Source organism: Parvularcula lutaonensis (genome assembly GCF_014651915.1).
GTDB classification, from domain to species: Bacteria; Pseudomonadota; Alphaproteobacteria; order Caulobacterales; family Parvularculaceae; genus Parvularcula; species Parvularcula lutaonensis.
On the sequence record NZ_BMXU01000001.1, the window covers coordinates 999,774 to 1,022,968 of the forward strand.

Consider the following 23,195-nt stretch of genomic DNA (forward strand, 5'->3'; position numbering starts at 1 on the left):
AAGTCTATGGCTTGGGGTTCGCAGTGTCGTGGCTCAAGGTTTCAACGCAGCTGCTCTTTCTACGCGATCCTGCCCGCGACGATCGTGAGGGGCATGGAAATCGTCACGGCGCGATCGCCGAGCTCCGCCAGCGCGCGGTCGGTGACAGCGTCCAGCCTGGCCGCTTCGCCCTCGGCCCGCGCGCGGGTCATGGCGGACCAGCTGCCGATGAAGGCAAGGACCTTTGCGACGGTCCAGTCCATGGTCATGGAGAGGCTGGGAGCTTCGACCTCCATGAAAGGGAAGCCGATTTCATCGCGCGGGTAGCGCCGGAGCGCCAGCCTGTTCCCCTCGGCCCAGTAGGGATCGATGATGGCGAGAACGGGCTCGATCAGGTGCGCCATCAGGGGAGCGGGACCGTCGAAGAGGCCATAGGTCCAGCCGCAGAAGAGGCCTCCGGGACGGCTGACCCTGCGCACCTCCGCCCAGAACCGGGGGAACTCGAACCAGTGCAGCGCCGTGGCGACTGTGACGGCATCGACCGAGGCGTCGGGCAACGCGGAGGCTTCCGCTTCAGCGACGGCATATTGGATGTTGGGCCGGCGCACGGCATGGGAGACCTGCTCGTGACTGATATCGGTGGCGTGGACGATGGCGAAGCGCTCCGCGAGCTTTCGGGCCGCCTGGCCCGAGCCGGTCGCAACGTCGAGGACGCTCCACGTGGCGGGCGCTTCCCCGGCGATCCAGTCGAAAAGCGCGTCGGGATAGCTCGGGCGAGCCTTGGCATAGGCGCCGGCGTACCGGCCGAAGGATTGCGCATTGGCGTCCATGGGGCGAGTGTCGCCGCGGCACAGCATTTTCGTCCATATTCTTCTGCAGTGCCCGCGCGTCACGGCTGGCGCGATGGCCTGAACGGCCCTAGCTTCCTTGCGACATGAACAGCGTTTCCCGTTTTCCCTTTGCCCGCCCGGAGCTGCGTCTCACCCGGCCTATTGTGCTGGTCGGCCTGATGGGGGCTGGCAAGTCGACCACTGGCCGCCGTCTTGCGCGGCGCCTCGGGGTCGGCTTTGCCGATGCCGACGACGAGATCGAGGAAGCGGCGGGGATGCGTATCGCGGACATCTTCGAGATCTATGGCGAAGCGGAGTTCAGGGATCTCGAGCGTAAGGTGATGCAACGCCTGCTGGCGGAAGGGCCGCGGGTGCTCGCGACCGGCGGCGGGGCGTTCATGAATGACGAGACCCGCGCAATGGTGAAGGACCTCGGCACGTCGGTCTGGCTGAAAGCCGATCTCGATACCCATGTGCGGCGGACGGCGCTGCGCGACACGCGCCCGATCCTGCGCAAGGGCGATCCGAAAAGCATTCTCGCCAAGCTGATCGAGGAGCGAAGCCCGATCTATGCGCAGGCGGACATAACGGTGGAGAGTCATGACGGTCCGCACAAGGATACTGTCGGAAAGATCGTGAAGGCGCTGAGCAATCGCGTGCGCGCGGGGGATCCTGTCTGATGCACACCGTTCCCGTTGCCCTTCCGGGCAAGAGCTACGACGTGGTCATCGGCAGGGGTGCGCTCGGGGACCAGGCCGGAAGGATCCGTGCCCTGACGAAGAATCCGAGTGCAATCGTCGCCGATGAGGAAGTCTGGAAGCGGCATGAAAAGGCACTGCGCGCGGTCCTGCCGGACCTGCCGGTGATCGAGGTGCCGTCAGGAGAGAAATCGAAGAGCTGGGCCGAGTTCGAGCGGGTTTCCGAGCTGCTCCTGGCCATGGGGGTCGAGCGCGGTGGATCCGTGGTCGCCTTTGGCGGCGGTGTCGTGGGGGACCTTGCAGGCTTCTGCGCCGCGACCCTGCGGCGCGGCTGCAAGCTGGTGCAGGTTCCGACGACGCTGCTTTCCCAGGTCGACAGCTCCGTAGGCGGGAAGACTGCGATCAACACGCGGGCTGGCAAGAACCTCGTCGGCGCCTTCCACCAACCATCGCTCGTGGTGATCGATACTGAATTCCTCGGCACGCTGCCGAGGCGGGAACTTCTCGCTGGCTATGCGGAAGTGGTGAAATATGGCGCGCTGGGCGACGAGGCGTTCTTCGACTGGCTGGAGCAGCATGGCGGCGGTGTGCTGACGCTCGACGACGCGCCGCTGTCGGAAGCCATCGCCAAGAGCTGCGCGGCGAAGGCTGCGATCGTGGCGGATGACGAGAAGGAGGCCGGCAAACGCGCGCTCCTCAATCTTGGCCACACTTTCGGCCACGCCATCGAGGCGGAAGGCAAGTATGACGGGCGCATCCTGCATGGCGAGGGCGTGGCGATCGGGATGGCCATGGCGGCGCGCTTTTCCGTGCGGGAGGGCCTGTGTCCGCCGGGCGATGCGGATCGGCTTGAACGGCTGCTGAGAAGGGCCGGGCTGCCGACGCGGCTGGCCGATATGGGCTCCATCGAGACCACCGCCGAACGGCTCGTCGATCATATGAAGCAGGACAAGAAGGTCGAAAGCGGCGCGCTCACTCTCATTCTGCTCCGGCGGCTGGGCGACGCCTTCGTGGCGAAGGACCAGGATCCGTCACGAGTGCTGGACTTTCTCGCGGAAGAGACGCACCTCCCTGCCCTATGATCACCACGGCTCTCTTCATCCTTTTCCTGCTGATGATGTCAGCGTTCTTTTCGGGTTCAGAGACAGCACTGACGGCGACGTCGCGGGCGCGGATGCGCTCGCTGGAGCTCAAGGGCGACAAGAAGGCCGCCGCCGTCAGCCGTCTGACGGAAGATCGCGAACGGCTGATCGGCGGCATTCTCCTCGGCAATAATGCGGTGAACATTCTCGCTTCAGTGCTGGCGAGCGGGTTGTTCGTGGAGCTTTTCGGCGAAGGCGGAACGGCGGTGGCCGTGTCGACGATCGTCATGACGCTGCTCGTGCTGGTCTTTGCCGAGGTGATGCCGAAGACGGCCGCCATCGCCCGCGCCGATTCGATCGCCATGCTGGTTGCGCCGGTGATGAGCCGGATCGTGGCGATCCTCGCGCCGATCACCGGTGTCGTGCAGCTCATTGTACGGACGACGCTGCACCGGGTTTTCGGCCTCGATGTCACCTCAATGGACGATGCGCTCTCACCGCAGGAAGAGCTCAAGGGCGCGATCGAGCTGCACCACGAAGAGGGCCAGATCGAGAAAGAGGCCCGCGACCTGATCCGCGGCGCTCTGGAACTCGACGATATCACGGTCGAGGATATCATGCTGCACCGGAAGCAGATCGAGATGCTCGACGTGAACGCCCCTAAGCAGGAGATCGTCGAGGCGGTCCTTGCGTCCAACCACACGCGGATCCCGCTTTACGACGAGGATCCGGACAATGTGGTCGGCGTCCTCCACGCCAAGGACATGCTCCGCGCATTGTGGAAAGTCGGCAATGACGTGGACAAGATCGATGTCCGCGAGATCGCGATGGAACCCTATTTCGTTCCGGAAACAACGACGCTGAAGGAGCAGCTCGACGCCTTCAAGAAAAGCCAGCAGCACTTCGCGCTGGTCGTGGACGAATATGGATCATTGCGCGGCCTCGTGACGCTCGAAGACATTCTCGAAGAGATCGTCGGCGAGATCGAGGACGAGCACGACGTCGTCGTCACCGGAGTCGAGAAGCAGCCTGACGGCTCGGTCATCGTCGATGGCGATGTCACCATCCGCGACCTCAACCGGATGATGGACTGGCGCCTGCCGGACGACGAAGCCGTCACGGTTGCAGGCCTCGTGATCCATGAGGCGCGCTGCATCCCGGACGTGCATCAGGTGTTCAGCTTCCACGGCTACCGTTTCGAGATTCTCGCCAAGCGCCGCAACCAGGTGACCAAGCTGCGGATCGTGCCGTTGCAGGATTCGGCGTGAACGAGGTGGCGCCTCCGGGCCAACCCTTCCGCTTGACCCGGACTGCCCCTGACCCCACGAGGCGATGATGACCGAGAGTCCTGCGATAGCGCCCAGGCGGGCGCTTCTTTTCATGTTCATCACCGTCCTGCTGTCGATGATCGGGTTCGGCATCATCATTCCGATCATGCCGGCACTGCTGATGGACGTGACCGGAGAGAACATCTCGGGCGCGGCAGCGCTCGGGGGATGGCTCTATTTTGTCTACGCGCTGGCGCAGTTCATCATGTCGCCGATCATGGGCGCCCTCTCCGACCGGTTCGGCAGGCGACCCGTAATTCTCATCTCGCTGACCTTCTACTCTCTCGACTTCCTCCTGATGGCCCTCGCGCCCAACTATGCGTGGTTGGTCATCGCGCGCTTCCTGTCAGGCGCGACAGCGGCGACCTACTCGACGGCCAACGCTGTCATCGCCGATGTCTCACCGCCGGAGGAACGCTCGGCCAATTTCGGAATGATCGGCGCTGCCTTCGGACTCGGCTTCATCATCGGGCCAGTGCTTGGCGGGCTGTTCGCGGAGATCGACGTGCGGGCGCCCTTCTTCGCAGCCTCAGCGCTCGGCGCGGTGAACGTCCTTTTCGGCTATTTCGCCCTGCCCGAGACCCTCAAGCAGAAGCGCCCCTTCAACTGGCTCCGGGCCAACCCGCTGGGCAGCGTGTGGTCGGTCGGGCGGCACGGCATCGTGCTGACGGTGCTCGGCGCCTATTTCCTGATGCAGTTCGCGCACAACGCCCTGCCCGCGGTCTTTGCCTATTTCGCCAAGTTCCAGTTCCAGTGGTCGGAGCTCGATATCAGCCTCGCGCTCGCTTATGTCGGCCTCACAGCGGCCATCGTGCAGGGCGGACTGACCCGCAAGCTCATTCCGGTTCTCGGCGAAGCGCGGTCAGTGCTGGTCGGCGCGACAGCCATGACGGTGAGCTTCATCGGCTACGCCTTTTTCTCACCCGATGGCGGGTTCCTCTATCTCTGGATTACCGTCGGGGCGCTCGGCGGGCTGATGATGCCTGCGATGCAGGGAATCATGTCCCATGCCGTGCCTGCCGACAGCCAAGGCGAGCTGCAGGGCGCCATCGCCAGTGTTATGTCACTGACGATGATGACGAGCCCCCTGCTGATGACGAATATCTTCAGCCGCTACACGGACAGCGAAGGCGTCATCTTCCCCGGCGCGCCGCTTGTCCTGGGCGCGATCCTGATCGTGCTGTCGATGATCCCCTTCGCGGTGATCGTCTTCAAGGCGAGAAGAGTAGCGGGTCAGGCCTCTCCCGGGGTGAGCGCCTGAATCGAAAGGGCGTGAACGGGACCTGCGAGCTCGTCCTTCAGGGTATCGTTGACCGCGCGCTGGCGCTCGACACGGTTCATTTTTCCAAACAGCTCGCTGACGATCTTGACCCGGAAGTGCGACTCCCCACCTTCCGGAGCCCCCGCATGACCTTTATGGAGGTGGCTCTCATCGACAATCTCGAGCACGAGCGGTTCGAACCGCGCCTTGAGCTTGCCTTCGATTTTTTCAGCCACCTGGCCCATAAAGCCTCCTTCGGGAAAAATGCCGCAGTCGGCCCGCGATCCTGTGTCCTGTCAAGGCTGGTTCGTCGGGCGCATGAGGACCATAATTCAACCATGGCCGACGACCAGTTCAACTATCGCCCCCGTCACGGTTTCGACATCCGGATCAAGCCGACCAAGGGTTCGAAGAACTCCAAGAAATCTTGGGCAAAGACCGAGACGCGCACTTGTGACCACGAGGGCTGTGACAAGCCCGCGGAAACCCGTGCGCCGAAATCGCCGGACCAGATGAACCAGTACCTGTGGCTGTGCACCGCCCACGCACGGGAGCACAACAAGAACTGGAACTTCTTCGAGGGCAAGACCGACGCCCAGGCCGCGCAGTTGCGCGATGCCGCGCGCTATGGCGAACGGCCGACATGGAAAATGTCGAAGAACGGACGGGCTGCCGCCGCAGCGAGGGCGGGGATGCATGGCTTCGCGGAGATCGACGATGCCGTCGGTGCCCAGACCCGGATCGACGCCAGTTCCGGCGATGATGGCGTCTATCGTGAAGGCCGCCGCCTGACGCGGCTGCAGCTCCAGGCTTTCCGCACGATGAACCTGAAGCCGAATTCCTCGAACGCCGACGTGCGAAAGCGCTATGCGGAGTTGGTCAAGCGCTTCCACCCCGATTCCAACGAAGGCGACCGCTCGGCCGAGGCGCAGCTGCAGGAAGTCATCAAGGCGCACCAGATCCTGAAAAAGGCCGGCTTCTGCTAGGTCGCCCTGCCCTCTGACGCATTCTATTCGCCCATGAAACAGGCGGTCCGCTGTGTCGGCCGCCTTTTTTGATTCGGCTGGAGGGCGACCTCCTGCTTCGACTGGGAATTTAGAACAATATTGTGCTAAATCATGTGGCGAATGCGCAACCACGAGCTATGAAATGTCATAAATCTGCTGTCGAACTGACGTTTTATTGCGCGCTGGCCTTGCTGCGCCGCACAACAATTAATTAGCGTCCCCTTTTGCTACGCACCAAAAGGGGATACAAAATGCGACATTACGCTCCTCCGAGAAGAATTTCTCGCTACGGAATAGCGGCTCTCGCAATATTCGGCTCACTCGCGGGGACGAGCCACGCACAGGACCCGTGGGCTTTCAGCGGCGGCGCAGCCGTGGTTTCCGACTACCGCTTCCGCGGGCTTTCCCAGACGATGCGAGACCCCGCTGTCCAGGCTTCGATCTCGGCGGCACGGGGCGGGTTCACCGGGTCGATCTGGGCGTCGAACGTGGAAGGCTTTGCCGACGCCGAAATCGACTTCGTGCTCGACTATGGCTTCAGCCACGGCGACAACAATTTCAACGTCGGCGGGATTTACTACGCCTACGCCGGATCGGGCACCGACGGCCTCGACTATGTCGAGGGCTACGCCACTTGGGGACGCAGCTTCGGTGACTGGAGCCTCGGGCTTGCGGGCTATTACAGCCCGGATTTCTTTGGCGGGTCGGGCAATGCCACCTACTCCCAGGCCTCAGCCTCGTTTGCGGCGACGGAGAAGGTCAGCATCAACAGCTATTACGGTTATCAGTATGTGGAGGAAAGCGGCGTCTACGGCGTGCCGGACTATTCGGTCTGGTCGATCGGCGTGAGCTACACCCCAGATATCGTGACCTTTGCCCTCGATTATGTCGATACGGATATTTCGGACACAGAATGCGGCGGCAACTCTTGTGACGGCAGCCTGATCGCCTCGGTCAGCGTCTCGTTCTAGCAAGGGGCGGCCCGGGGTCAGGCCGTGGTTTGGGTCACTCCACCGGACCCGGCGGCCTGGCCCCGGACACTGTCCGCAAGCAGGTAACGCCAGATACCGATCACGTTGATGACGAAAAGCACGGCGTTCTGGATAGTCAGGGCGGTTTCACCCTGAATCACCGCCGTGGCGATCCAGCACACGGAGCTGAAAGTAAAGACGACGAAGCCCCAGCCGGTCTTCGTTGGGCCAAGGTTGAGCGAGACAATGACAGCGGCAACGATGCCGGAACCCGTCGCCGCCCATTCGAGCAAGGTTGCGAAAGTCATGGCCTGAGAATGCCGCGCTCCCGCAACCCGTTCCTTTATGCGACCGATTAGCCGCGGAGCTCACCGTTCTGCCAGTAGGTCTTACCGCGGGTCTCGTCGAAGTAGTAATACCGCCCGGCACGCTGGTCGTAATAGAGCTCGCGCCCTCCCGGACCTTTGCGCAGGCGGGTGCCCTCGCCGGACTGGAGGTCCTGCTGGCGCCCGCGTGCGGCACCGGCAATCGCGCCGACGACAGCACCGACTTCGGCGCCCTCCTCAGCATCACCGCTGCCAACATTGTTTCCGATCACCGCACCCGCCGCCGCGCCGAGGGCAGCGCCGCCGACTGCGTTTCGCTCGATATTACCTGTTGTGGTGCAGGCGCTGAGAAGAAGCGCGCCGGCACCAAGACTGATGGTCAGAGCCTTCATGATGGGTCCTTTCCGTTCCCGATCCAACAAACGTGGGACGAAAACGGGCCTTGGCAAAGGGTGGTTCCCATGAAGAGCTGGTGAGAACCAGCGTCAGCCAACGAGGAACACCGCTGCGAGACCCAAAAAGACAAAGAAGCCAACCACATCGGTGACCGTTGTCACGAAAACCGCGGAGCTGACCGCAGGATCCTGACCTATCCTGCTGAGCCCCAGCGGGATCAGGATGCCGGCAAGGCCGGCGCACAGCATGTTGATGATCATCGACGCGGCCAACACGCCGCCCAGCGCCACTGCTTCGGAGCGCGGCTGTCCCGCCAGCAGGCCGTACCAGACCGCCGTAGCCGCCCCCATCAGGATGGCGAAGGCCACGCCGTTGATGATCGAGACAGCGGTCTCCTTGTAAACGGCGCGCAATGCCGTGGCGGTGGTGAGGGTCCGTGTGGAGAGGTTCCGGACCGCGACCGTCATGCTCTGGGTGCCTGCATTGCCCCCCATGGAGGCAACGATGGGCATCAGGATTGCCAGGGCGACCATCTGCTCGATCGTCGCGTCGAAAAGGCCGATCACGAAGCTCGCCAGGATCGCCGTTCCGAGATTGACGAGCAGCCACACGAAGCGCGACCGCGCCACTTTGATTACAGGCGCATTGATCGAGTTGTCCTCGGCGATACCGGCGAGGGCGAGCATGTCTTCGTCGGCCTCCTCCCGGACGACTTCAACGATGTCGTCCACCGTGATCATGCCGACCAAGCGCTTGGATTCGTCCACGACCGGAGCGGAGATCAGGTTGTATTTCTCGAAGAGGTAGGCAACCTCCTCTTGGTCCATGTTCGCGTCGATAACGATCGGATCCGGGGTGCAAAGGTCCTGGATGACAGTATCCCGCTTCGCCTTGATGAACTTGGAGAGCGGTACGGAGCCGATGATCCTGTAGCTCGGATCGACGACGTAAACGTCGTAAAATCTGTCCGGCAGGCGCTCGACCGACCGAAGCCGATCGAGAATCTGTCCGACATTCCAGTAGCCTGGTGCAGCGAAAACGTCGCGCTGCATGATCCGGCCGGCCGTATCCTCGTCGTAGTCGAGAGCCGCCTTGAGCGCCAAACGATCGGCGATCGGCATCTCGGCAAGGACTTCGGCCCGCTCCTTTTCATCAAGATCCTCGAGAACGAAGGCGGCCTCGTCGGTGTCGAGCTCGCTAACCGCCTCCGCAAGCTGCTCCGTTGACAGAGCATCAACGACGATGTCGCGGGATCCATCCTCAAGCTCGGGAAGGACCTCGAAGGGAAGCTCCGTTCCCTCGATCGCCACGAATTTGCGAGCATCTTCCTCATCGAGCTGTTCGATGAGGTCCGCGATGTCCGCCGGCTTGAGCTCGGCTACGATCCGCCTGACCTCTTCTGCGTCGCCTTCGTCGATCCGTTCCCGGATCATCCGGACGAAGTCAGATGTCAGAGACCCCCGTTCATCAAGCACCGTTTCCTGTTCTTCTTCGGGCTCGATGGTTTCGGGGGGAAGGTCTTCGCGCAGCGGTTCAGGCGTCGTGGTTTCGGACACGCGTCAGGCAATCTCCAGGTTCGAATTGTCGGGATGCCTTCTACATAGCCTATTTCGCGCGCAAGGCAACGCTGGGTTGCAGCATTCATGCGGCTTTGCGGCCTAGTCGGGCTGGAGCACACCGCTCGAGACAAGAAGGAAGACGACGAACCAGACCGGGATGGCGATCATCGTTGTCAACCGGACCTTGAACCAGATCTCCGGATTGACCGGCGCACCGCGGTCGACGCCTTTGGCGTGTTCCTCCGGCTCTTCCCAGACATTGCGCTGCCTGATCGGCAGCACGCAGAACAGGCATAGCCACCAGATGATGACGAACGAAACGATCGAACCACCAACACCCATATCAGACCCTCAGTATCAGGACGGCAATCTCGGAGCGCTTGCCCCAGCGCGGCGTCAGCTCCGAGCGGATGGCACGGCGGATCTGGAGTTCCACCTCTCGGTCATCCATGCGGCGAGGCTTGGGCAGCGCGTCGAGCGCTGCGTCAATTCCTTCGGTGATGAGGTCTTCAAGAACCTCGCCCTCTTCGTCCTCGGACGGAATCCCCTTGAGGAACACCGGCCCTCGGTCACGGATATTGCCCTTGTCATCGATCGCGACAGTCACGACGATGACGCCCTCTTCCGCAAGCCTCCTCCGCTCACGGAGGACATTGTCACCCTCCGGAACCAGGATCTTGCCGTCAAGATAAAGCCGTCCCGCGGGCACCTCATCGATCTTCTCGGGCCGGCCCGGTGCGATGCGAATGAGATCGCCGTTCTTCGGCACGATCGACCGCTTGGCACCGATGGTCGTCGCGAAGGCACCATGCTCCGCGAGATGGCGGCCTTCGCCGTGGACCGGGATGGCGATTTCGGGCTGCACCATCTGGTACATGTCCTTCAGTTCGTCGCGGTTCGGGTGGCCGGAGACGTGGACGAAAGCATCCTTCTCGGTGATGACTTCGCAGCCCATTTCAGTGAGCTGGTTCATCAGTTCATAGATCTGGCGTTCGTTGCCGGGAATGATCTTGGAACTGAAAATGACCGTATCGCCCTCGTTGAGGACGAGCTCGGGGTGTTCGTCGCGGGCAATGCGGGCAAGCGCGGCGCGGTCCTCACCCTGGCTGCCGGTGCAAAGGTAGAGAACCTTGTCATTCGGCAGGTAGCCTGCCTCGCCAGGATCCACGAAGCTGACGCCATCGGGCAGGAGGCCAACGTGGCGAGCGACATCCACCATGCGAAGCATGGAACGTCCGAGGAGGCATACGGAGCGATCAGCCTCCACCGCTGCGCGGCAGATCGAGACGACGCGGCTGACATTCGATGCGAAGGTCGTCACGGCCACGCGCTGCTTCTGTTTCTTGATAAGCTCGGTGAGCGCTTCGGCCACGTCGCTTTCGGAGCCTGAATGGCCATCGGAGAAGACGTTGGTGGAATCGCACATCATGGCGAGGACGCCCTCGCGCCCAAGGGCTTCGAGGGTCTCACGGTCTGTCTTCTCACCCAGCACCGGGCGCGGGTCGATCTTGAAATCTCCCGTATGAAGGATCAGGCCGAGGGGTGTACGGATGGCTATTGCGTTCGGTTCGGGGATCGAGTGCGTCAGCGTGATGTACTCGATGTCGAACGGGCCGAGATCAAAACGCGAGCCGAGATCCTTGATATGGAGCGGCGGGTTGTCGATGCCCACATCGACGAACTTGCGACGCACGAGCTCTGCCGTGAACGGCGTGGCGTAGATCGGGCCTTCGAAGCTGGGCCAGAGGTGGGCGACGGCGCCGATATGATCCTCGTGCCCGTGGGTCAGCACGAGGCCGAGAAACTCCGATCCCTGATCGAGGTCGTCGAGAAGGTAGTCGATATCAGGCGTGATTAGATCGATGCCGGGCAGGTCGTCACCCGCGAAGGTGACGCCGCAGTCGATCATCATCCATTGGCGATTGCCGGGGGGGCCGAACCCGTAAAGGTTCAGGTTCATCCCGATCTCCCCCGAGCCGCCGAGCGGGAGGAAGACGAGTTCGTCGGTCATGTTTGACCTTTCACTTTGTAACGGCGGGCGATTTCGATGAGCCCGCGAATGGTGAGGTCCTGGTCAAAATGGTCGATCGCATGGGTCGCGCCCTGGAAGAGCGCGGAGACGCCGCCGGTTGCAACAACCGACATATCCTCTCCGTATTCGGACTTGATGCGGGAGATCATGCCTTCGATAAGACCGATATAGCCGTAGAAGACGCCCGACTGAAGCGCCTCCACGGTGGTCTTGCCGATGGCTTTGCCAGGATCGGTAATAGCGATGCGCGGCAGCTGGGCCGCGGCTTCGTGGAGAGCTTTCTGGCTGAGATAGATGCCGGGTGCGATAACGCCGCCTTCGAAACCTCCATCCTTGCCGACAATGTCGAAGGTGGTCGCCGTACCTGAATCCACGATAATCAGTGGACCGCCATATTGCATGAAGCCGCCGACAGCGCCGACGAGGCGGTCGGCCCCGGCTTCTGACGGGCGGTCTATGCGGACCTCGACGCCGGGAATATCGGCAGTGACCACCATCGGCTCAACGCTGAAATAGCGCCGACTGAGATTGCGGAGGTGGAACAGCGATTGCGGCACCACGGTGGAGACGATGCACTCGGTGACGGCGGAGAGATCGCCATGGCCGTTGAGGTTCAGGAGCTGCGCCAGCCAAACGGCATATTCGTCCGCCGTCCGTTCAGGGATCGTCGCGGAGCGCCAACGCTCGAGCGGCTCGCCATCCCTGACGAGCGCAAAAACCGTATTCGTGTTGCCGACATCGATAGCCAGAAGCATAGGATTGCCTTGTGCATGATTGGCAGGGCGAGGTCACCTGCGCGCAGCGTCGCCTGCCGCGATTATGCGGTGCTCCCCGGTGGGAAGACGGAGGATCATCCGGCCGTGCCCGTCGATGTCCTCGAAGATGCCTTCGATGGGTTCGCCAGACGTACGGACGGCCAGCGGCTCGCCCAGCCTCCAGGCGTGGCTTCTCCACGCAGCGAAGATGTGGGGAGCACCCTGGGCCTCGGCAAGGCTGATCCAGCGCAGGAGCGTCTCGCCGAGACGCTTGCCGAAGCTTTCAGGGTCCGGGGGATCCGCGTCAAAAGCCGCTGCGGCAGGGAAGGCGGTCGCCTCGGGAGCCTTCCGGAGATTGACCCCGATGCCGATGATGAACGCACGCCGGGTGCTGTCCTCGACCATCTCCGCGAGGATGCCTGCGACCTTTTGCTCGGATTTGAGGACGTCGTTGGGCCATTTGAGGGTGAGGTCCTGACTGTCGGCACTGCAAGCGACGAGCGCATCGCGGACGGCGAGACCTGCGAGGAGGGAGACCGCGCCCGGATGGGAGAGGAGCGCTCGGGTTGCTTCGACGAGGAAGCTGCCGGCGAAGTTTCCCTCAAGCTGGGCCCAAGGACGGCCTTCCCGCCCCCTGCCCTCGGTCTGCTGTTCAGCGGAGATGAGAAGCGGGAACGCCGCGCCCTCAAAGAAGGCACGGCGCACTTCGTCATTGGTCGAGCCGCAGGTGACGAGGCGCTGGTGCCTCACCCTGCCGCCGGGAAGAGCGAACTCGCCGCCGCATCCGCCACGGACGCGAACGGGCCGACGAGGAAGATGAGGCCTGCCGTCACGATGATGGCCGAAGCCCAGGCGGTAAGGCTGACCGTGCGGTCATTGTCCTTGACGAACTCCGCCGCAGGCTCAGCAAACCAGATCGTTCTGATCACGGAGAGATAGTAGAAGGTGGCAATGACCGAGGTCACGACCCCGATGATCGCCAGGATATAGAGGCCGCTGTCCACCGCCGCCATGAAGACGAAAAACTTCGCGAAGAAGCCGATGAAGGGCGGGATGCCTGCGAGGCTCAGGAACAGTGCGGTAAAGAGCATCGCAAGGCCAGGGCGGGTCTGCGACAGGCCCGAAAGGTCGGAGATGTTCTCGGCCATCCCCTCCGGACGGCGCATCATCAGGATACAGGCGAAAACGCCAAGGGTCATCACGAGATAGATCAGCATGTAAGCGACCATGCCGCTGAGGCCGGTCTGCGTCCCCGCGGTCAGGCCGATGAGCGCGTAGCCCATGTGACCGATCGAGGAATAGGCCATCAGGCGCTTGATGTTCGTCTGGACGATGGCGCTCAGTGCACCGATGACCATCGAAGCCGCAGCGATGAGCCACATGACAGGCTGCCATTGGTCGATGAGGCCCGGGAAAGCCTGCACCAGAATGCGGCCGAAGAGAAACATGCCGGCAAGCTTCGGCGCGGCGGCGAGGAAAGCGGTCACCGGAGTCGGTGCGCCTTCATAAACGTCCGGCGTCCACATGTGGAACGGCGCAGCAGAAACCTTGAAGGCGATGGCTGAGATGAAGAAGACGAGACCGAAGGTCAGGCCGATACCCGGCTCGCCGGACATACTGGCAGCTGCGATATCCGCGAACTGGGTCGAGCCCGTGTAGCCGTAGATGAGCGAAGCGCCGTAGAGCAGGAAGCCCGAGGAAAGCGCCCCCAAGACAAAATATTTGAGGCCAGCTTCGGTGGAACGCTTCGAGTCCCTGTTCAGCGTCGCCATGATGTAGACGGAGAGCGACTGGAGCTCGACACCGAGATAGACCGAGATCAGGTCCGAAGCCGAGACCATCAGCGCCATGCCGACCGCGCTCAAGAGGACGAGCACGACATATTCAGGGCGCAGCAGCTTCTCCTGACGGAAAAAGCCGGTGGAGATCAGGAGCGCCACGGCCGCCGCAAGGAACACCGCGATGCGGCCCGAGAGCGAGAAGACATCCGCCCGGAACGCATCGTCGAAACCGGACGCGGCGGCGGGATCAGGGTTCGGGACAAGGACCGCTGCAATGACGAGAAGCAACGCCCCGAGGAAGGTGAGCTCGCGGGTGCGTTCGGCCTTGAGGAAGACACCTGCCATGAGCACGGCCATTGCCGAGATGGCAAGGAATAGCTCCGGCAGCAGGAGCTGAACATCGACGAAAGGCTGGATCATCAGTGCGCCTCGTTCGTGGAAGCGGGGTCAGTCTCCTCGGCACCGGCGAATTGCTCTTCGCCGCGCCGGGCAGCGAGCTGCGCGTTGCGGCGCTCGACAGCCTCGAGAATCTCGGCGCTGATCGGTGCTGTGGGGACGGCGAAGACGTCGAGGGTCGGGGTCGGACGGACACCGAGGTAAAGGGTCATGAAGCCAAGAACGGCGAGCATGCCCAGCTCCCGGCGGTTGAGGTCCGGCGTGGTGGGGTCGTCGTTCCTGGGTGGGTCGAAGACAACTTCGCGATAAAGGCGAAGGCCATAGGCCGCCGAAAAGATCATGCCGAGAGCAGCCAGCGCCGCGACCCACGTATTGATCTGGAACGCGCCGATCATGGTCAGGATCTCACCGATGAAGCCCGACAGCCCCGGAAGGCCGACATTGGCCATCGAGAAGAACAGGAAGAAGAAGGCGAAGACCTTCATCGACTTGGCAAGCCCCCCGAAGGCCGCGATCTCACGCGTGTGGCGGCGCTCATAAAGGATGCCGACGCAGAGGAAGAGCGCGCCCGAAATGAAGCCGTGGCTGAGCATCTGGAACATGGCGCCGTCGATGCCCTGCTGGGTGCCCGTGAAGAGGCCCATGGTGACGAAGCCCATATGCGCCACGGACGAGTAGGCGATGAGCTTCTTCATGTCCTCCTGTGCGAAGGCCACGAGCGATGTGTAGATGATCGCAATCACCGACAGGGCGAAGACCAAGCCGGAGAAGTAAACGCTGGCGTCAGGGAACATCGGCAGGCTGAAGCGGATGAAGCCGTAGCCACCCATCTTCAGGAGGATCGCCGCGAGGACAATCGAGCCACCGGTGGGCGCCTGGACGTGGGCATCGGGCAACCAGGTGTGGACCGGCCACATCGGCATCTTCACCGCGAAGCTGACAAAGAAGGCGAGCCAGAGCCATTTCTGGGCCTCGAAACCAAAGTCGGTCTGCAGCAGGGTCGGAATGTCCGTCGTGCCCACGGTCAGGTAGATGTAGATCAGGGCGATCAGCATCAGGAGCGAACCGAGAAGCGTGTAGAGGAAGAACTTGAACGCCGCATAGACACGGTTGGACACGGTCCGGCCGAAAATCTCGCGGGTCCCCGGACTGCCCCAGATACCGATGATGAGGAACATCGGGATCAGTGACGCCTCGAAATAGACGTAGAAGAGGACGAGATCGAGCGCCGTGAAGACGCCCATGATCGCGGTCTCGAGAACCAGGAAGGCCACCATGAAGTCACCGACCCGCGACGTGATCGACGTCCAGCTCGCCAGGATGCAGATTGGCATGATGAAGGCCGTCAGCAGCACGAAGAGCACGGAAATTCCGTCCACGCCAACCTTGTAGGCGATCCCATTGCCAAGCCAGTTTGCCTGTTCGACCAGCTGGAACCCCTCTTGCTGGGGGTCGAAAAGGACGAAGTAGACAAAGGTCGTCATGAGGAAGACCGCGCCGGTCGTCACGAGTGAGACCCAGCGGGCGGCGTTCGCTGCCTGCTCTTCGTCCGAGTCCGAACGGATACGCCCGTTGAAGATGATCAACGCCGCGCCGACGAGCGGCAGGAAGGTGATCAGCGAGAGCCAGGGGATAGCTGAGGTGCTTTCAGGCATGTCAGAAGACGATCAGTGAAAGGAGGATGATGACGCCGAGAAGCATCACGAAGGCATAGTGGAAGACGAAGCCGGTCTGGAGGCTGACAGCCCGCTGGGCACCGATGATCATCAGCTTGGCCAGGCCGTTCGGCCCGCCGCCGTCAATGATCGCCTCGTCACCGTATTTCCAAAGGACCCGGCCGATGATCCGCGCAGGCTCCTGGAACAGAATCTGGTAGAGCCGGTCGATGTACCAGCGGTTCTTGAGGAACTCGTAGAGAAGGCCGCCTTCCCTGATCAGGCCAGGCTTGAGCGGATCCTCTCCGAGATACTGGTACATTGCTGCGATCAGGCCGAGCGTGCCGGCGATGAGCGGCGCCCAAAGGACCCAGATAGGAATGTCGTGGCTGCCGCCATGCTCTTCATCGGCATGGCCATCGTCCGCGTAGGTCGCCTCGGCGCTGTGGCTGTCAGCGTAGGCGTCTGCCCCATGCTCCGCGCCGTGGCTGTCGCCATCGCCATAGGCAGCCTCGGCTTCATGGGCGATGTGAATGGCGCCGTCCCAGAACTTCTCGGCACCCTTGCCAACAAAGGGCTTGTAGAAAACCATGCCAGCGAACACCGCGCCAATGGCCAGCGGGATGAGCGGGATCAGCATGACATTGGGCACGCTGTGCGGGTGCTTGCGCACCTCCGCCGGGGCGCGCCACTTGCCGAAGAAGGTCAGGAAGATGAGACGCCAGGAATAAAAGCCCGTCAGGACCGCGGCGAACAGGCCACCGAAGAACGCCGCCGAGGCGAAGGCCTTGCCGGCCTCGATGCCAAAGAAGGCTTCTTCCAGAATAACGTCCTTGGACACGAAACCCGCAAATCCGACAGGGAACGGTGCGAAGTCAGGATAGAGGAAGGGCAGCCCGACGCCGGTGATCGCCAGCGTGCCGAGCATCATGCAGATGAAAGTCAGCGGCATCTGCGTGCGCAGCCCGCCCATGTTGCGCATGTCCTGTTCATGGTGACTGAAATGGATGACCGCGCCCGCCCCCAGGAACAGCAGCGCCTTGAAGGCCGCGTGGGTGGTCAGGTGGAACATCGCCGCGCCATAGCCGCCGAGCCCAGCCGCGAAAAACATGTAGCCGAGCTGCGACGCCGTCGAATAGGCGATGACGCGCTTGATGTCGGTCTGCACGAGGCCAACCGTCGCGGCAAAGATCGCCGTGGTCAGACCGATCACCGTCACGATGGCCGAGGCTACCGGAGCTGCGGCATAGAGGTCCGACATCCGGCAAACGAGGAACACACCGGCCGTGACCATCGTTGCGGCGTGGATGAGCGCCGAGACAGGTGTCGGGCCCTCCATGGCGTCGGGCAGCCAGGTGTGCAGCAGGAACTGCGCCGACTTGCCCATTGCGCCAATGAAGAGAAGCACGCCGATGATCTCGATCGCCGGATAGGTCCGGTCGAGAAACTTGATCGACAGGTCCGACAGGTGGACGGCTTCGGCAGCGAAGGGTGGCTGCACCATGCCATCGGTACGGATGATGTCGAGGATCGGATCGAACTCGACCGAACCGAAGACGAAATAGCAGGCCATGATGCCAAGGCCGAGGCCGACATCGCCCACACGGTTGACGACGAACGCCTTGATGGCCGCATCATTGGCCGATTTCTTGTGATGCCAGAAACCGATCAGGAGATAGGACGCCACACCCACGCCCTCCCAGCCGAAGAAGAGCTGGAGGAGGTTGTCTGCCGTCACCAGCGCCAGCATCGCGAAGGTGAACAGGGACAGGTAGGCGAAGAAACGCGACCGCGACGGATCCTCCGCCATGTAACCGATGGAGTAGAGGTGCACGAGCGCCGAAACCGTCGTGATGACGATCATCATGGTCGCCGAAAGCGCATCGACTCGGACGGCCCAGTTGGCCTGCAACGAACCCGAACGGATCCACTCGAAGAGGACAATGGTGGTTTCGCCCTCGCCAAAGCCGACGGCGAAGAAGGTCAACCATGCGAGCACGGCGGCAATCGACACCAGCGAGGTGGTGACGATCTCGGCCGCGCGATGGCCGGAGGTCTTGCCGATCGGCATGGCCAGCATGGCACCGAACAGCGGGAGGAGAACGATGAAAGCCTGCACGTCTTAGTTCCGCATCGTGTTGGCAGTCGTCACGGAGATGTCTCCGCGGTTCCGGAAGAAGGCGACGAGGATCGCGAGGCCGATGGCAGCCTCTGCCGCGGCCACGGTCAGCACCATGAACGCGAAGACCTGGCCGACAAGATCCTGGAGGAACATCGAGAAGGCGACGAAGTTGATGTTCACGGCGAGGAGCATCAATTCGATCGACATCAGGATGATGATGACGTTCTTCCGGTTGAGGAAAATACCGACGACACCGATCGCGAAGAGGATGCCGGCGACGAGAAGGTAGCTCGAGAGTTCGCCTGCCATGTCAGATCCCCCGTCCTGTCGGCACTGAAACAACTTCCACCGCGTCTTCGCGGCGGCGGCCCACCTGGGCACCGACGTCCTGCGTCTTGATGCCGCGGCGCTCACGGAAGGTCAGCGTGATGGCGCCGACCATGGCCACGAGAAGGATCAGCCCGGCGATCTGGAAGAAGTGGACATACTTCGTGTACAGAACCATGCCGAGCTGTTCGGCATTGCCCACCTCTTGCCCCGTCACGTCGAGAACCGTCTCGGTCGGCTGCGTCCGGGCGGCCACGGCGGCTTCGGGGATGTGCCAGTCACCGACGGCGAGGCCGATCAGCGCGACCAGCGCCACGGCAACGACACCGCCGAGCGGCGCATAGCGCATATAGTCCGCCCGCAATTCCGCGAAGTCGACGTCGAGCATCATCACGACAAAAAGGAACAGGACGGCAACGGCGCCGACATAGACGACGACCAGGAGGAAGGCGAGATACTCGGCGCCCATGAGAACGAAGAGCCCTGCCGTCGAAATGAAGGCGAGGATCAGCATCAGGACCGAGTGAACGGGGTTCTTCGCGAGAATCACCCCGAGACCGCTCAGGATCGTCGAGGCAGCGAAAATCAGGAATGCAAGGTCAGCAAAGCCCATTGGTACCATGAGATCGGGACGACCGGCCGGATGACCGGGCGCCCCCTTAGAAGCTTCGCGGCGCGCTAGCGCAATCGCCTTGCAAGGGAAAGCCCCGCCGGGTGGTTGGAATTCCACCGGACGGGTTTTTTCGGGATTTTACCCCTCGGCGGCTTCGTCGCCTTCGGGATTGACCAACATATCCTCGGCAATCAGGCCGGCATTCTGGCGAATCTTTTTCTCGATCTCGGCAGCGATGTCGGGATTGTCCTTGAGGAACTGCTTGGCGTTCTCGCGCCCCTGCCCGATCCGCTCGGAATTGTAGCTGTACCAGCTGCCCGACTTGTCGATCACATTGCCGAGGACGCCGAGGTCGATGAGCTCGCCGGTCTTCGAGATGCCTTCACCGAACATGATGTCGAACTCGACCACCTTGAACGGCGGCGCCACCTTGTTTTTCACCACCTTCACCTTGGTCTGGTTGCCGATGACCTCGTCACGCTGCTTGATCGAGCCGATGCGGCGGATGTCGAGGCGCACCGAGCTGTAGAATTTCAGCGCATTGCCGCCAGTGGTCGTCTCGGGCGAGCCGAACATGACGCCGATCTTCATGCGGATCTGGTTGATGAAGATGACGAGGCAGTTCGAGCGTGCGATCGAGCCTGTCAGCTTGCGCAGCGCCTGGCTCATCAGGCGGGCCTGGAGACCCGGGAGACTGTCCCCCATGTCGCCTTCGAGCTCCGCCCGTGGCGTGAGCGCAGCGACCGAGTCGATGACCAGGACATCGACAGCCCCCGAACGGACCAGGGTGTCGGCAATCTCGAGAGACTGCTCACCGGTATCGGGCTGGGAGATCAGAAGCTCGTCGAGATTGACGCCCAGCTTCTTGGCATAGACCGGATCCAGCGCGTGTTCGGCATCGACAAAGGCCGCCGTGCCGCCCTGCTTCTGGATTTCCGAGACCACGTGCAGCGCGAGGGTCGTCTTGCCGGAGCTTTCCGGCCCGTAGACCTCGACGATCCGGCCCTTCGGCAGGCCGCCAATGCCAAGGGCGATATCCAGGCCGAGAGAACCGGTGGACACGGATTCGATCTGCACGATCGCATCCTTGCCCCCGAGCTTCATCACCGAGCCCTTGCCGAAAGCCTTATCAATCTGCGAGAGCGCCGCCTCGAGAGCCTTTGCCTTGTCCATTCCGCCGTCCACTACGCGTAAGTTCTTGGTCATGGTGGGCAATCCTCTCATCTCTGCCAAGCACCAACCTCGTCGGTGGTGCTGCTGAATGCCGTTGACGAGGACAGCCGTACACGTTTTGTTCTCGCCCGCAAGAGGGCGAGCTGAGATTTTTCTTCGAGGGAGTCGCCATGGGTTTGAACACACCTTCTGACGCAGCCGCCGATCTTCAGGTCGGGCCGACCGATCAGGGCATGGTTCGCATTTATGTGAGTGGCGAAGGCGTCGACCTTCCGCTGGACTTCGACCCGGATGATGCCGAAGCCATCGCCGAGGAGCTGATGTCTGCGGCCAAGACGGCACGGGAGATGACGGGATGAAATGGCTCTTGCGGATCGGGATCGGCCTTGTTGTTCTCATGGTTGTCGGCGTGCTGCTGGTCCCGATGTTCATCGACAAGGATGACCTTCTCCGCAGGGCCGAAGCGCAGGTGAGCGAAACGCTGAACCGTCAGGTCTCGATCGGCGGGATCTCCGGGGTCAGTCTCTTCCCTGCCCGAATCACCATCAGCGACCTCTCCGTGGCGAGCGGCGACGGGTTCGCGGCTGAGAACCTCGTCACCGTCTCCGAAGCGCAGCTCGGCGTGGCGCTCTGGCCGCTGCTGTCAGGACGGGTGGAGATCCAACGCTTCGTGCTGACCGAGCCGGTGATCGCGCTTGAGCAACGTGCGGACGGGTCGAACAACTGGACGCTCGGACAGGGCGCCGGGGATGCCCCCCCTGGCGAGCAGGAAACGGGCGAGCCCGAACAGGCGCCCATCGTAGGCACGATCGAAGTGATCGACGGGACCGTCGCTTATACCGCACCGGACGCTTCCTATCGCGCCAGCGATGTCGACATGGTCTTGGTGCTGCCAGAGCTTGGCGATGCGCTGCAGCTTGGCGGGACGATGGCGCTCGAAGGGGTGCCGACGCGGGTCGGCATCCAAATCGCCGATCCGTGGCGGATCACGGCGGAAAAAGCCTCGGCGATCGGCCTCGACATCGAGCTCGGCGGCAACACCATCAAAGGCGATGCGGATGTGGTGCTCGAACCGCTGACGATCCGTGGCCCGCTGGAGATCCGCGTGCCAAATCTCCGCGCGCTGACGCCTCTTCTCGGCGAAGAGCTGGTCGCCTCGGCGGATAGCTTCAGCCCCATGGAACTGTCGGGCATCGCCGATGCCACAGCCCAGTCAGTGGCTTTCGAAACATTGCGCTTCTCGACTGCGCTCGCGTCGGGAACAGGCGACCTCAATCTCGACCTGTCGGGCGCCAAGCCGATGCTCACGGGGAATGTGACTGCGGGCGAGGTCGACCTCAGGCCGTTCTTCCCCGAAGGCACAGGCGAGCCTGCTCCGGATGCGGATGAGCCTTTCCCCGCCTGGTCCGAAGAGGAGATGGATTTCTCCGGGATCGACGCGGCCAATGCCGCGGTGGACGTCGCGGCCGGGCGGATCATCCTGCCGACCTATGAGCTGACCAATGTGAAAGCCGCAGCGGCCCTGACCAACGGCCTGGCCCGGTTCAACCTTCAGAATGCGGAAGCTTTCGGGGGGACTGCCGCGGGCGCCTTCACGCTTGATGCACGGCAAGCGATGCCTCGCATCACATCGGCGCTCAACTTCGCCAATGTCGATTTTGCCCGCGCCGCCCCTGCCCTGCTTTCAACGAAGCGCCTGACAGGCCGCGGCACGATCCATTTTGACATGACGACGAGCGGGGCGAGTGAGGCTGCCTGGGTGCGCAATCTCGATGGCACCGCGAATGCAGACATTGCCGATGGCGCGATCGCCGGGATCAATCTCTCGACGATCGCGACGACCGGCCTCGCGCTCGTCCAGGAGCTTCGCCAGGATGCGAAGAAAGCGCCGGCCTTCCGTACCGCGATCAATACCCTCCGCACCGAAGCCATCGCGCCCGGTGCGATGACGCGCTTCGATCTTGCGGATTTCGACGTGACGGTCGTCGATGGCTACACGCAGCTGGGCGAGGCGAAGCTGGTCTCGGACACCTTCCGCGGAACGATCAGCGGCGGCATAAACCTGCCCGCCCAGAGCCTCGACCTCAAAATCCGGGTTGCCGCGAAGGCGCCATCGGAAACGGCCTTCAGGGAATTCCGTATACCAATCGTCGTCACAGGCAGCTTTAGCGACCCGGAGATCGCTCTCGATCCCGATCCGCTGATCCAGGAGCTCGTCCGGGGCGTGGCTGCGGACGCGCTCAGCCGTGCGGGAATTGACGTCCCGGAAGGTCAGGATATCGAGGGTGCCCTGCGCGAGCGGGCGGCGACGGAGCTGCGCAACCTGCTGGGCCGGAGACGACCGGCGCAGCCCGCAGAGCCTGCCGATACTGCGCAGGATACGGAAGAGCCTGCGGGGGAAGCCTCGACCGACGGGGCGGCTTCCGATAGCACCGGCCCTGAAGAGGATACCGGGGACGGACCGCAGGAATGACAGAACTACCCCAAGCCACGCTTTTATGGGCCGGACTGCTCGGCCTGCTGATGGCTTTTCTCAGCATAAGGGTGCCGCTGCGGCGGCGCGCCCTTCAGGTTTCGCTCGGCGATGGCGGGGACGGAGACCTGCTTGCCCGCATCAGGGCCTTCGGCAACTTCATCGAATACGTGCCGATGATCCTCCTGCTCCTCCTCATGATCGAGCTGTCGGGCGGGGCGACGGCGTTCATCCATGCCTGCGGCGCCCTGCTCTTCGCGGCGAGGCTGTCACACGGGCTGATGCTGACCGCCGGTGCTATGACCAGGCCCCAGCGTATGGCGCGGATGTTCGGGAGCGGCATGACTTTCCTGGTCCTCACCATGTCGTCCGTCTACGTTATTGCTCTCTTTTTCTAACCAGTTCCAACCAGGCCGCATGAAAAAGCCCTC

Annotated in this window: 24 protein-coding genes; 9 read left to right on the forward strand and 15 right to left on the reverse strand. The window is 62.6% G+C overall.

From position 1 onward, the window contains the following. Positions 1 to 59 precede the first annotated feature (59 nt). Positions 60 to 809: a class I SAM-dependent methyltransferase gene (locus IE053_RS04765; RefSeq protein ID WP_189572578.1), complete on the reverse strand. Its 750-nt coding sequence runs from the start codon at positions 807 to 809 to the stop codon at positions 60 to 62. Between the two features lie 104 nt (positions 810 to 913). Here IE053_RS04765 and IE053_RS04770 point away from each other — a divergent pair, with 104 nt between their 5' ends. From IE053_RS04770 to IE053_RS04785, 4 genes are all read left to right on the forward strand, one after another. Beyond that, entirely contained in the window at positions 914 to 1,489 is a 576-nt protein-coding gene (locus IE053_RS04770; protein ID WP_189572581.1) for a shikimate kinase, read from the forward strand. After that, entirely contained in the window at positions 1,489 to 2,589 is a 1,101-nt protein-coding gene (gene aroB, locus IE053_RS04775) for a 3-dehydroquinate synthase (protein ID WP_229786058.1), read from the forward strand. Before IE053_RS04770 ends, aroB begins: the two co-directional genes overlap by 1 nt. After that, entirely contained in the window at positions 2,586 to 3,857 is a 1,272-nt protein-coding gene (locus IE053_RS04780; protein ID WP_189572584.1) for an HlyC/CorC family transporter, read from the forward strand. The genes aroB and IE053_RS04780 overlap by 4 nt, the downstream gene beginning before the upstream one ends. Positions 3,858 to 3,924: 67 nt before the next feature. After that, positions 3,925 to 5,178 (forward strand): TCR/Tet family MFS transporter, encoded by a 1,254-nt coding sequence (locus IE053_RS04785; protein ID WP_268249054.1) that lies wholly within the window; start codon positions 3,925 to 3,927, stop codon positions 5,176 to 5,178. On the opposite strand, the gene IE053_RS04790 is transcribed toward IE053_RS04785, so the two are convergent. Continuing rightward, positions 5,151 to 5,423, reverse strand: coding sequence for a BolA family protein (locus IE053_RS04790; RefSeq protein ID WP_189572591.1), 273 nt, complete (start codon positions 5,421 to 5,423; stop codon positions 5,151 to 5,153). The genes IE053_RS04785 and IE053_RS04790 overlap by 28 nt on opposite strands. A 93-nt stretch (positions 5,424 to 5,516) precedes the next feature. Here IE053_RS04790 and IE053_RS04795 point away from each other — a divergent pair, with 93 nt between their 5' ends. Then, positions 5,517 to 6,164 (forward strand): J domain-containing protein, encoded by a 648-nt coding sequence (locus IE053_RS04795; RefSeq protein ID WP_189572594.1) that lies wholly within the window; start codon positions 5,517 to 5,519, stop codon positions 6,162 to 6,164. A gap of 272 nt (positions 6,165 to 6,436) precedes the next feature. Next, on the forward strand, positions 6,437 to 7,156 hold the full coding sequence (locus IE053_RS04800) for a TorF family putative porin (protein WP_189572597.1): 720 nt from the start codon (positions 6,437 to 6,439) through the stop codon (positions 7,154 to 7,156). 17 nt (positions 7,157 to 7,173) lie between these two features. Here IE053_RS04800 and IE053_RS04805 read toward each other — a convergent pair whose 3' ends face one another. The 13 genes from IE053_RS04805 to recA form a co-directional block, all read right to left on the reverse strand. Continuing rightward, positions 7,174 to 7,464 (reverse strand): hypothetical protein, encoded by a 291-nt coding sequence (locus tag IE053_RS04805; protein ID WP_189572600.1) that lies wholly within the window; start codon positions 7,462 to 7,464, stop codon positions 7,174 to 7,176. A gap of 47 nt (positions 7,465 to 7,511) precedes the next feature. Then, entirely contained in the window at positions 7,512 to 7,874 is a 363-nt protein-coding gene (locus tag IE053_RS04810; protein WP_189572614.1) for a YMGG-like glycine zipper-containing protein, read from the reverse strand. Positions 7,875 to 7,967: 93 nt separating this feature from the next. Continuing rightward, entirely contained in the window at positions 7,968 to 9,434 is a 1,467-nt protein-coding gene (gene mgtE / locus IE053_RS04815) for a magnesium transporter (protein WP_229786060.1), read from the reverse strand. Positions 9,435 to 9,536: 102 nt separating this feature from the next. After that, the gene (locus IE053_RS04820) at positions 9,537 to 9,779 is read right to left on the reverse strand and encodes a DUF1467 family protein (RefSeq protein ID WP_189572618.1); all 243 of its coding nucleotides are present in this window, start codon (positions 9,777 to 9,779) and stop codon (positions 9,537 to 9,539) included. 1 nt (position 9,780) lies between these two features. Further along, complete coding sequence (locus IE053_RS04825; RefSeq protein WP_189572621.1) at positions 9,781 to 11,448, reverse strand: ribonuclease J; 1,668 nt, start codon at positions 11,446 to 11,448, stop codon at positions 9,781 to 9,783. After that, the gene (locus IE053_RS04830; RefSeq protein WP_189572624.1) at positions 11,445 to 12,224 is read right to left on the reverse strand and encodes a type III pantothenate kinase; all 780 of its coding nucleotides are present in this window, start codon (positions 12,222 to 12,224) and stop codon (positions 11,445 to 11,447) included. Before IE053_RS04830 ends, IE053_RS04825 begins: the two co-directional genes overlap by 4 nt. A 33-nt stretch (positions 12,225 to 12,257) precedes the next feature. After that, positions 12,258 to 12,974 (reverse strand): biotin--[acetyl-CoA-carboxylase] ligase, encoded by a 717-nt coding sequence (locus IE053_RS04835; protein ID WP_189572627.1) that lies wholly within the window; start codon positions 12,972 to 12,974, stop codon positions 12,258 to 12,260. Beyond that, the gene (nuoN, locus tag IE053_RS04840; RefSeq protein WP_189572630.1) at positions 12,971 to 14,425 is read right to left on the reverse strand and encodes an NADH-quinone oxidoreductase subunit NuoN; all 1,455 of its coding nucleotides are present in this window, start codon (positions 14,423 to 14,425) and stop codon (positions 12,971 to 12,973) included. Before nuoN ends, IE053_RS04835 begins: the two co-directional genes overlap by 4 nt. After that, complete coding sequence (locus IE053_RS04845; protein WP_189572633.1) at positions 14,425 to 16,056, reverse strand: NADH-quinone oxidoreductase subunit M; 1,632 nt, start codon at positions 16,054 to 16,056, stop codon at positions 14,425 to 14,427. Before IE053_RS04845 ends, nuoN begins: the two co-directional genes overlap by 1 nt. A 1-nt stretch (position 16,057) precedes the next feature. Continuing rightward, positions 16,058 to 18,175 (reverse strand): NADH-quinone oxidoreductase subunit L, encoded by a 2,118-nt coding sequence (nuoL, locus tag IE053_RS04850; RefSeq protein WP_189572636.1) that lies wholly within the window; start codon positions 18,173 to 18,175, stop codon positions 16,058 to 16,060. A gap of 3 nt (positions 18,176 to 18,178) precedes the next feature. Beyond that, positions 18,179 to 18,487: an NADH-quinone oxidoreductase subunit NuoK gene (gene nuoK / locus IE053_RS04855; RefSeq protein WP_189572639.1), complete on the reverse strand. Its 309-nt coding sequence runs from the start codon at positions 18,485 to 18,487 to the stop codon at positions 18,179 to 18,181. Between the two features lies 1 nt (position 18,488). Continuing rightward, positions 18,489 to 19,118 carry an NADH-quinone oxidoreductase subunit J gene (locus IE053_RS04860; RefSeq protein ID WP_189572642.1) on the reverse strand — a complete coding sequence of 210 codons (630 nt, stop codon included), beginning with the start codon at positions 19,116 to 19,118 and terminating at the stop codon, positions 18,489 to 18,491. A 138-nt stretch (positions 19,119 to 19,256) separates the two neighbouring features. Continuing rightward, positions 19,257 to 20,324, reverse strand: coding sequence for a recombinase RecA (gene recA, locus IE053_RS04865; protein ID WP_189572645.1), 1,068 nt, complete (start codon positions 20,322 to 20,324; stop codon positions 19,257 to 19,259). Positions 20,325 to 20,461: 137 nt separating this feature from the next. Here recA and IE053_RS04870 point away from each other — a divergent pair, with 137 nt between their 5' ends. The 3 genes from IE053_RS04870 to IE053_RS04880 are packed head-to-tail and all read left to right on the forward strand — an operon-like array spanning position 20,462 to position 23,162. After that, positions 20,462 to 20,650, forward strand: a complete 189-nt coding sequence (locus IE053_RS04870; RefSeq protein WP_189572648.1) for a DUF6324 family protein — start codon at positions 20,462 to 20,464, stop codon at positions 20,648 to 20,650. Next, positions 20,647 to 22,764 carry an AsmA family protein gene (locus tag IE053_RS04875; protein WP_189572652.1) on the forward strand — a complete coding sequence of 706 codons (2,118 nt, stop codon included), beginning with the start codon at positions 20,647 to 20,649 and terminating at the stop codon, positions 22,762 to 22,764. The genes IE053_RS04870 and IE053_RS04875 overlap by 4 nt, the downstream gene beginning before the upstream one ends. After that, positions 22,761 to 23,162, forward strand: a complete 402-nt coding sequence (locus tag IE053_RS04880) for an MAPEG family protein (protein ID WP_189572655.1) — start codon at positions 22,761 to 22,763, stop codon at positions 23,160 to 23,162. Before IE053_RS04875 ends, IE053_RS04880 begins: the two co-directional genes overlap by 4 nt. Positions 23,163 to 23,195: the final 33 nt, after the last annotated feature.

Coding starts and splice junctions, on each gene's coding strand:
- IE053_RS04765 (WP_189572578.1), bottom strand. CDS start 809: ATGGACGCCAATGCGCAATCCTTCGGCCGGTACGCCGGCGCCTATGCC.
- IE053_RS04770 (WP_189572581.1), top strand. CDS start 914: ATGAACAGCGTTTCCCGTTTTCCCTTTGCCCGCCCGGAGCTGCGTCTC.
- aroB (WP_229786058.1), top strand. CDS start 1,489: ATGCACACCGTTCCCGTTGCCCTTCCGGGCAAGAGCTACGACGTGGTC.
- IE053_RS04780 (WP_189572584.1), top strand. CDS start 2,586: ATGATCACCACGGCTCTCTTCATCCTTTTCCTGCTGATGATGTCAGCG.
- IE053_RS04785 (WP_268249054.1), top strand. CDS start 3,925: ATGACCGAGAGTCCTGCGATAGCGCCCAGGCGGGCGCTTCTTTTCATG.
- IE053_RS04790 (WP_189572591.1), bottom strand. CDS start 5,423: ATGGGCCAGGTGGCTGAAAAAATCGAAGGCAAGCTCAAGGCGCGGTTC.
- IE053_RS04795 (WP_189572594.1), top strand. CDS start 5,517: ATGGCCGACGACCAGTTCAACTATCGCCCCCGTCACGGTTTCGACATC.
- IE053_RS04800 (WP_189572597.1), top strand. CDS start 6,437: ATGCGACATTACGCTCCTCCGAGAAGAATTTCTCGCTACGGAATAGCG.
- IE053_RS04805 (WP_189572600.1), bottom strand. CDS start 7,464: ATGACTTTCGCAACCTTGCTCGAATGGGCGGCGACGGGTTCCGGCATC.
- IE053_RS04810 (WP_189572614.1), bottom strand. CDS start 7,874: ATGAAGGCTCTGACCATCAGTCTTGGTGCCGGCGCGCTTCTTCTCAGC.
- IE053_RS04820 (WP_189572618.1), bottom strand. CDS start 9,779: ATGGGTGTTGGTGGTTCGATCGTTTCGTTCGTCATCATCTGGTGGCTA.
- IE053_RS04825 (WP_189572621.1), bottom strand. CDS start 11,448: ATGACCGACGAACTCGTCTTCCTCCCGCTCGGCGGCTCGGGGGAGATC.
- IE053_RS04830 (WP_189572624.1), bottom strand. CDS start 12,224: ATGCTTCTGGCTATCGATGTCGGCAACACGAATACGGTTTTTGCGCTC.
- nuoN (WP_189572630.1), bottom strand. CDS start 14,425: ATGATCCAGCCTTTCGTCGATGTTCAGCTCCTGCTGCCGGAGCTATTC.
- IE053_RS04845 (WP_189572633.1), bottom strand. CDS start 16,056: ATGCCTGAAAGCACCTCAGCTATCCCCTGGCTCTCGCTGATCACCTTC.
- nuoK (WP_189572639.1), bottom strand. CDS start 18,487: ATGGCAGGCGAACTCTCGAGCTACCTTCTCGTCGCCGGCATCCTCTTC.
- IE053_RS04860 (WP_189572642.1), bottom strand. CDS start 19,118: ATGGGCTTTGCTGACCTTGCATTCCTGATTTTCGCTGCCTCGACGATC.
- recA (WP_189572645.1), bottom strand. CDS start 20,324: ATGACCAAGAACTTACGCGTAGTGGACGGCGGAATGGACAAGGCAAAG.
- IE053_RS04870 (WP_189572648.1), top strand. CDS start 20,462: ATGGGTTTGAACACACCTTCTGACGCAGCCGCCGATCTTCAGGTCGGG.
- IE053_RS04875 (WP_189572652.1), top strand. CDS start 20,647: ATGAAATGGCTCTTGCGGATCGGGATCGGCCTTGTTGTTCTCATGGTT.
- IE053_RS04880 (WP_189572655.1), top strand. CDS start 22,761: ATGACAGAACTACCCCAAGCCACGCTTTTATGGGCCGGACTGCTCGGC.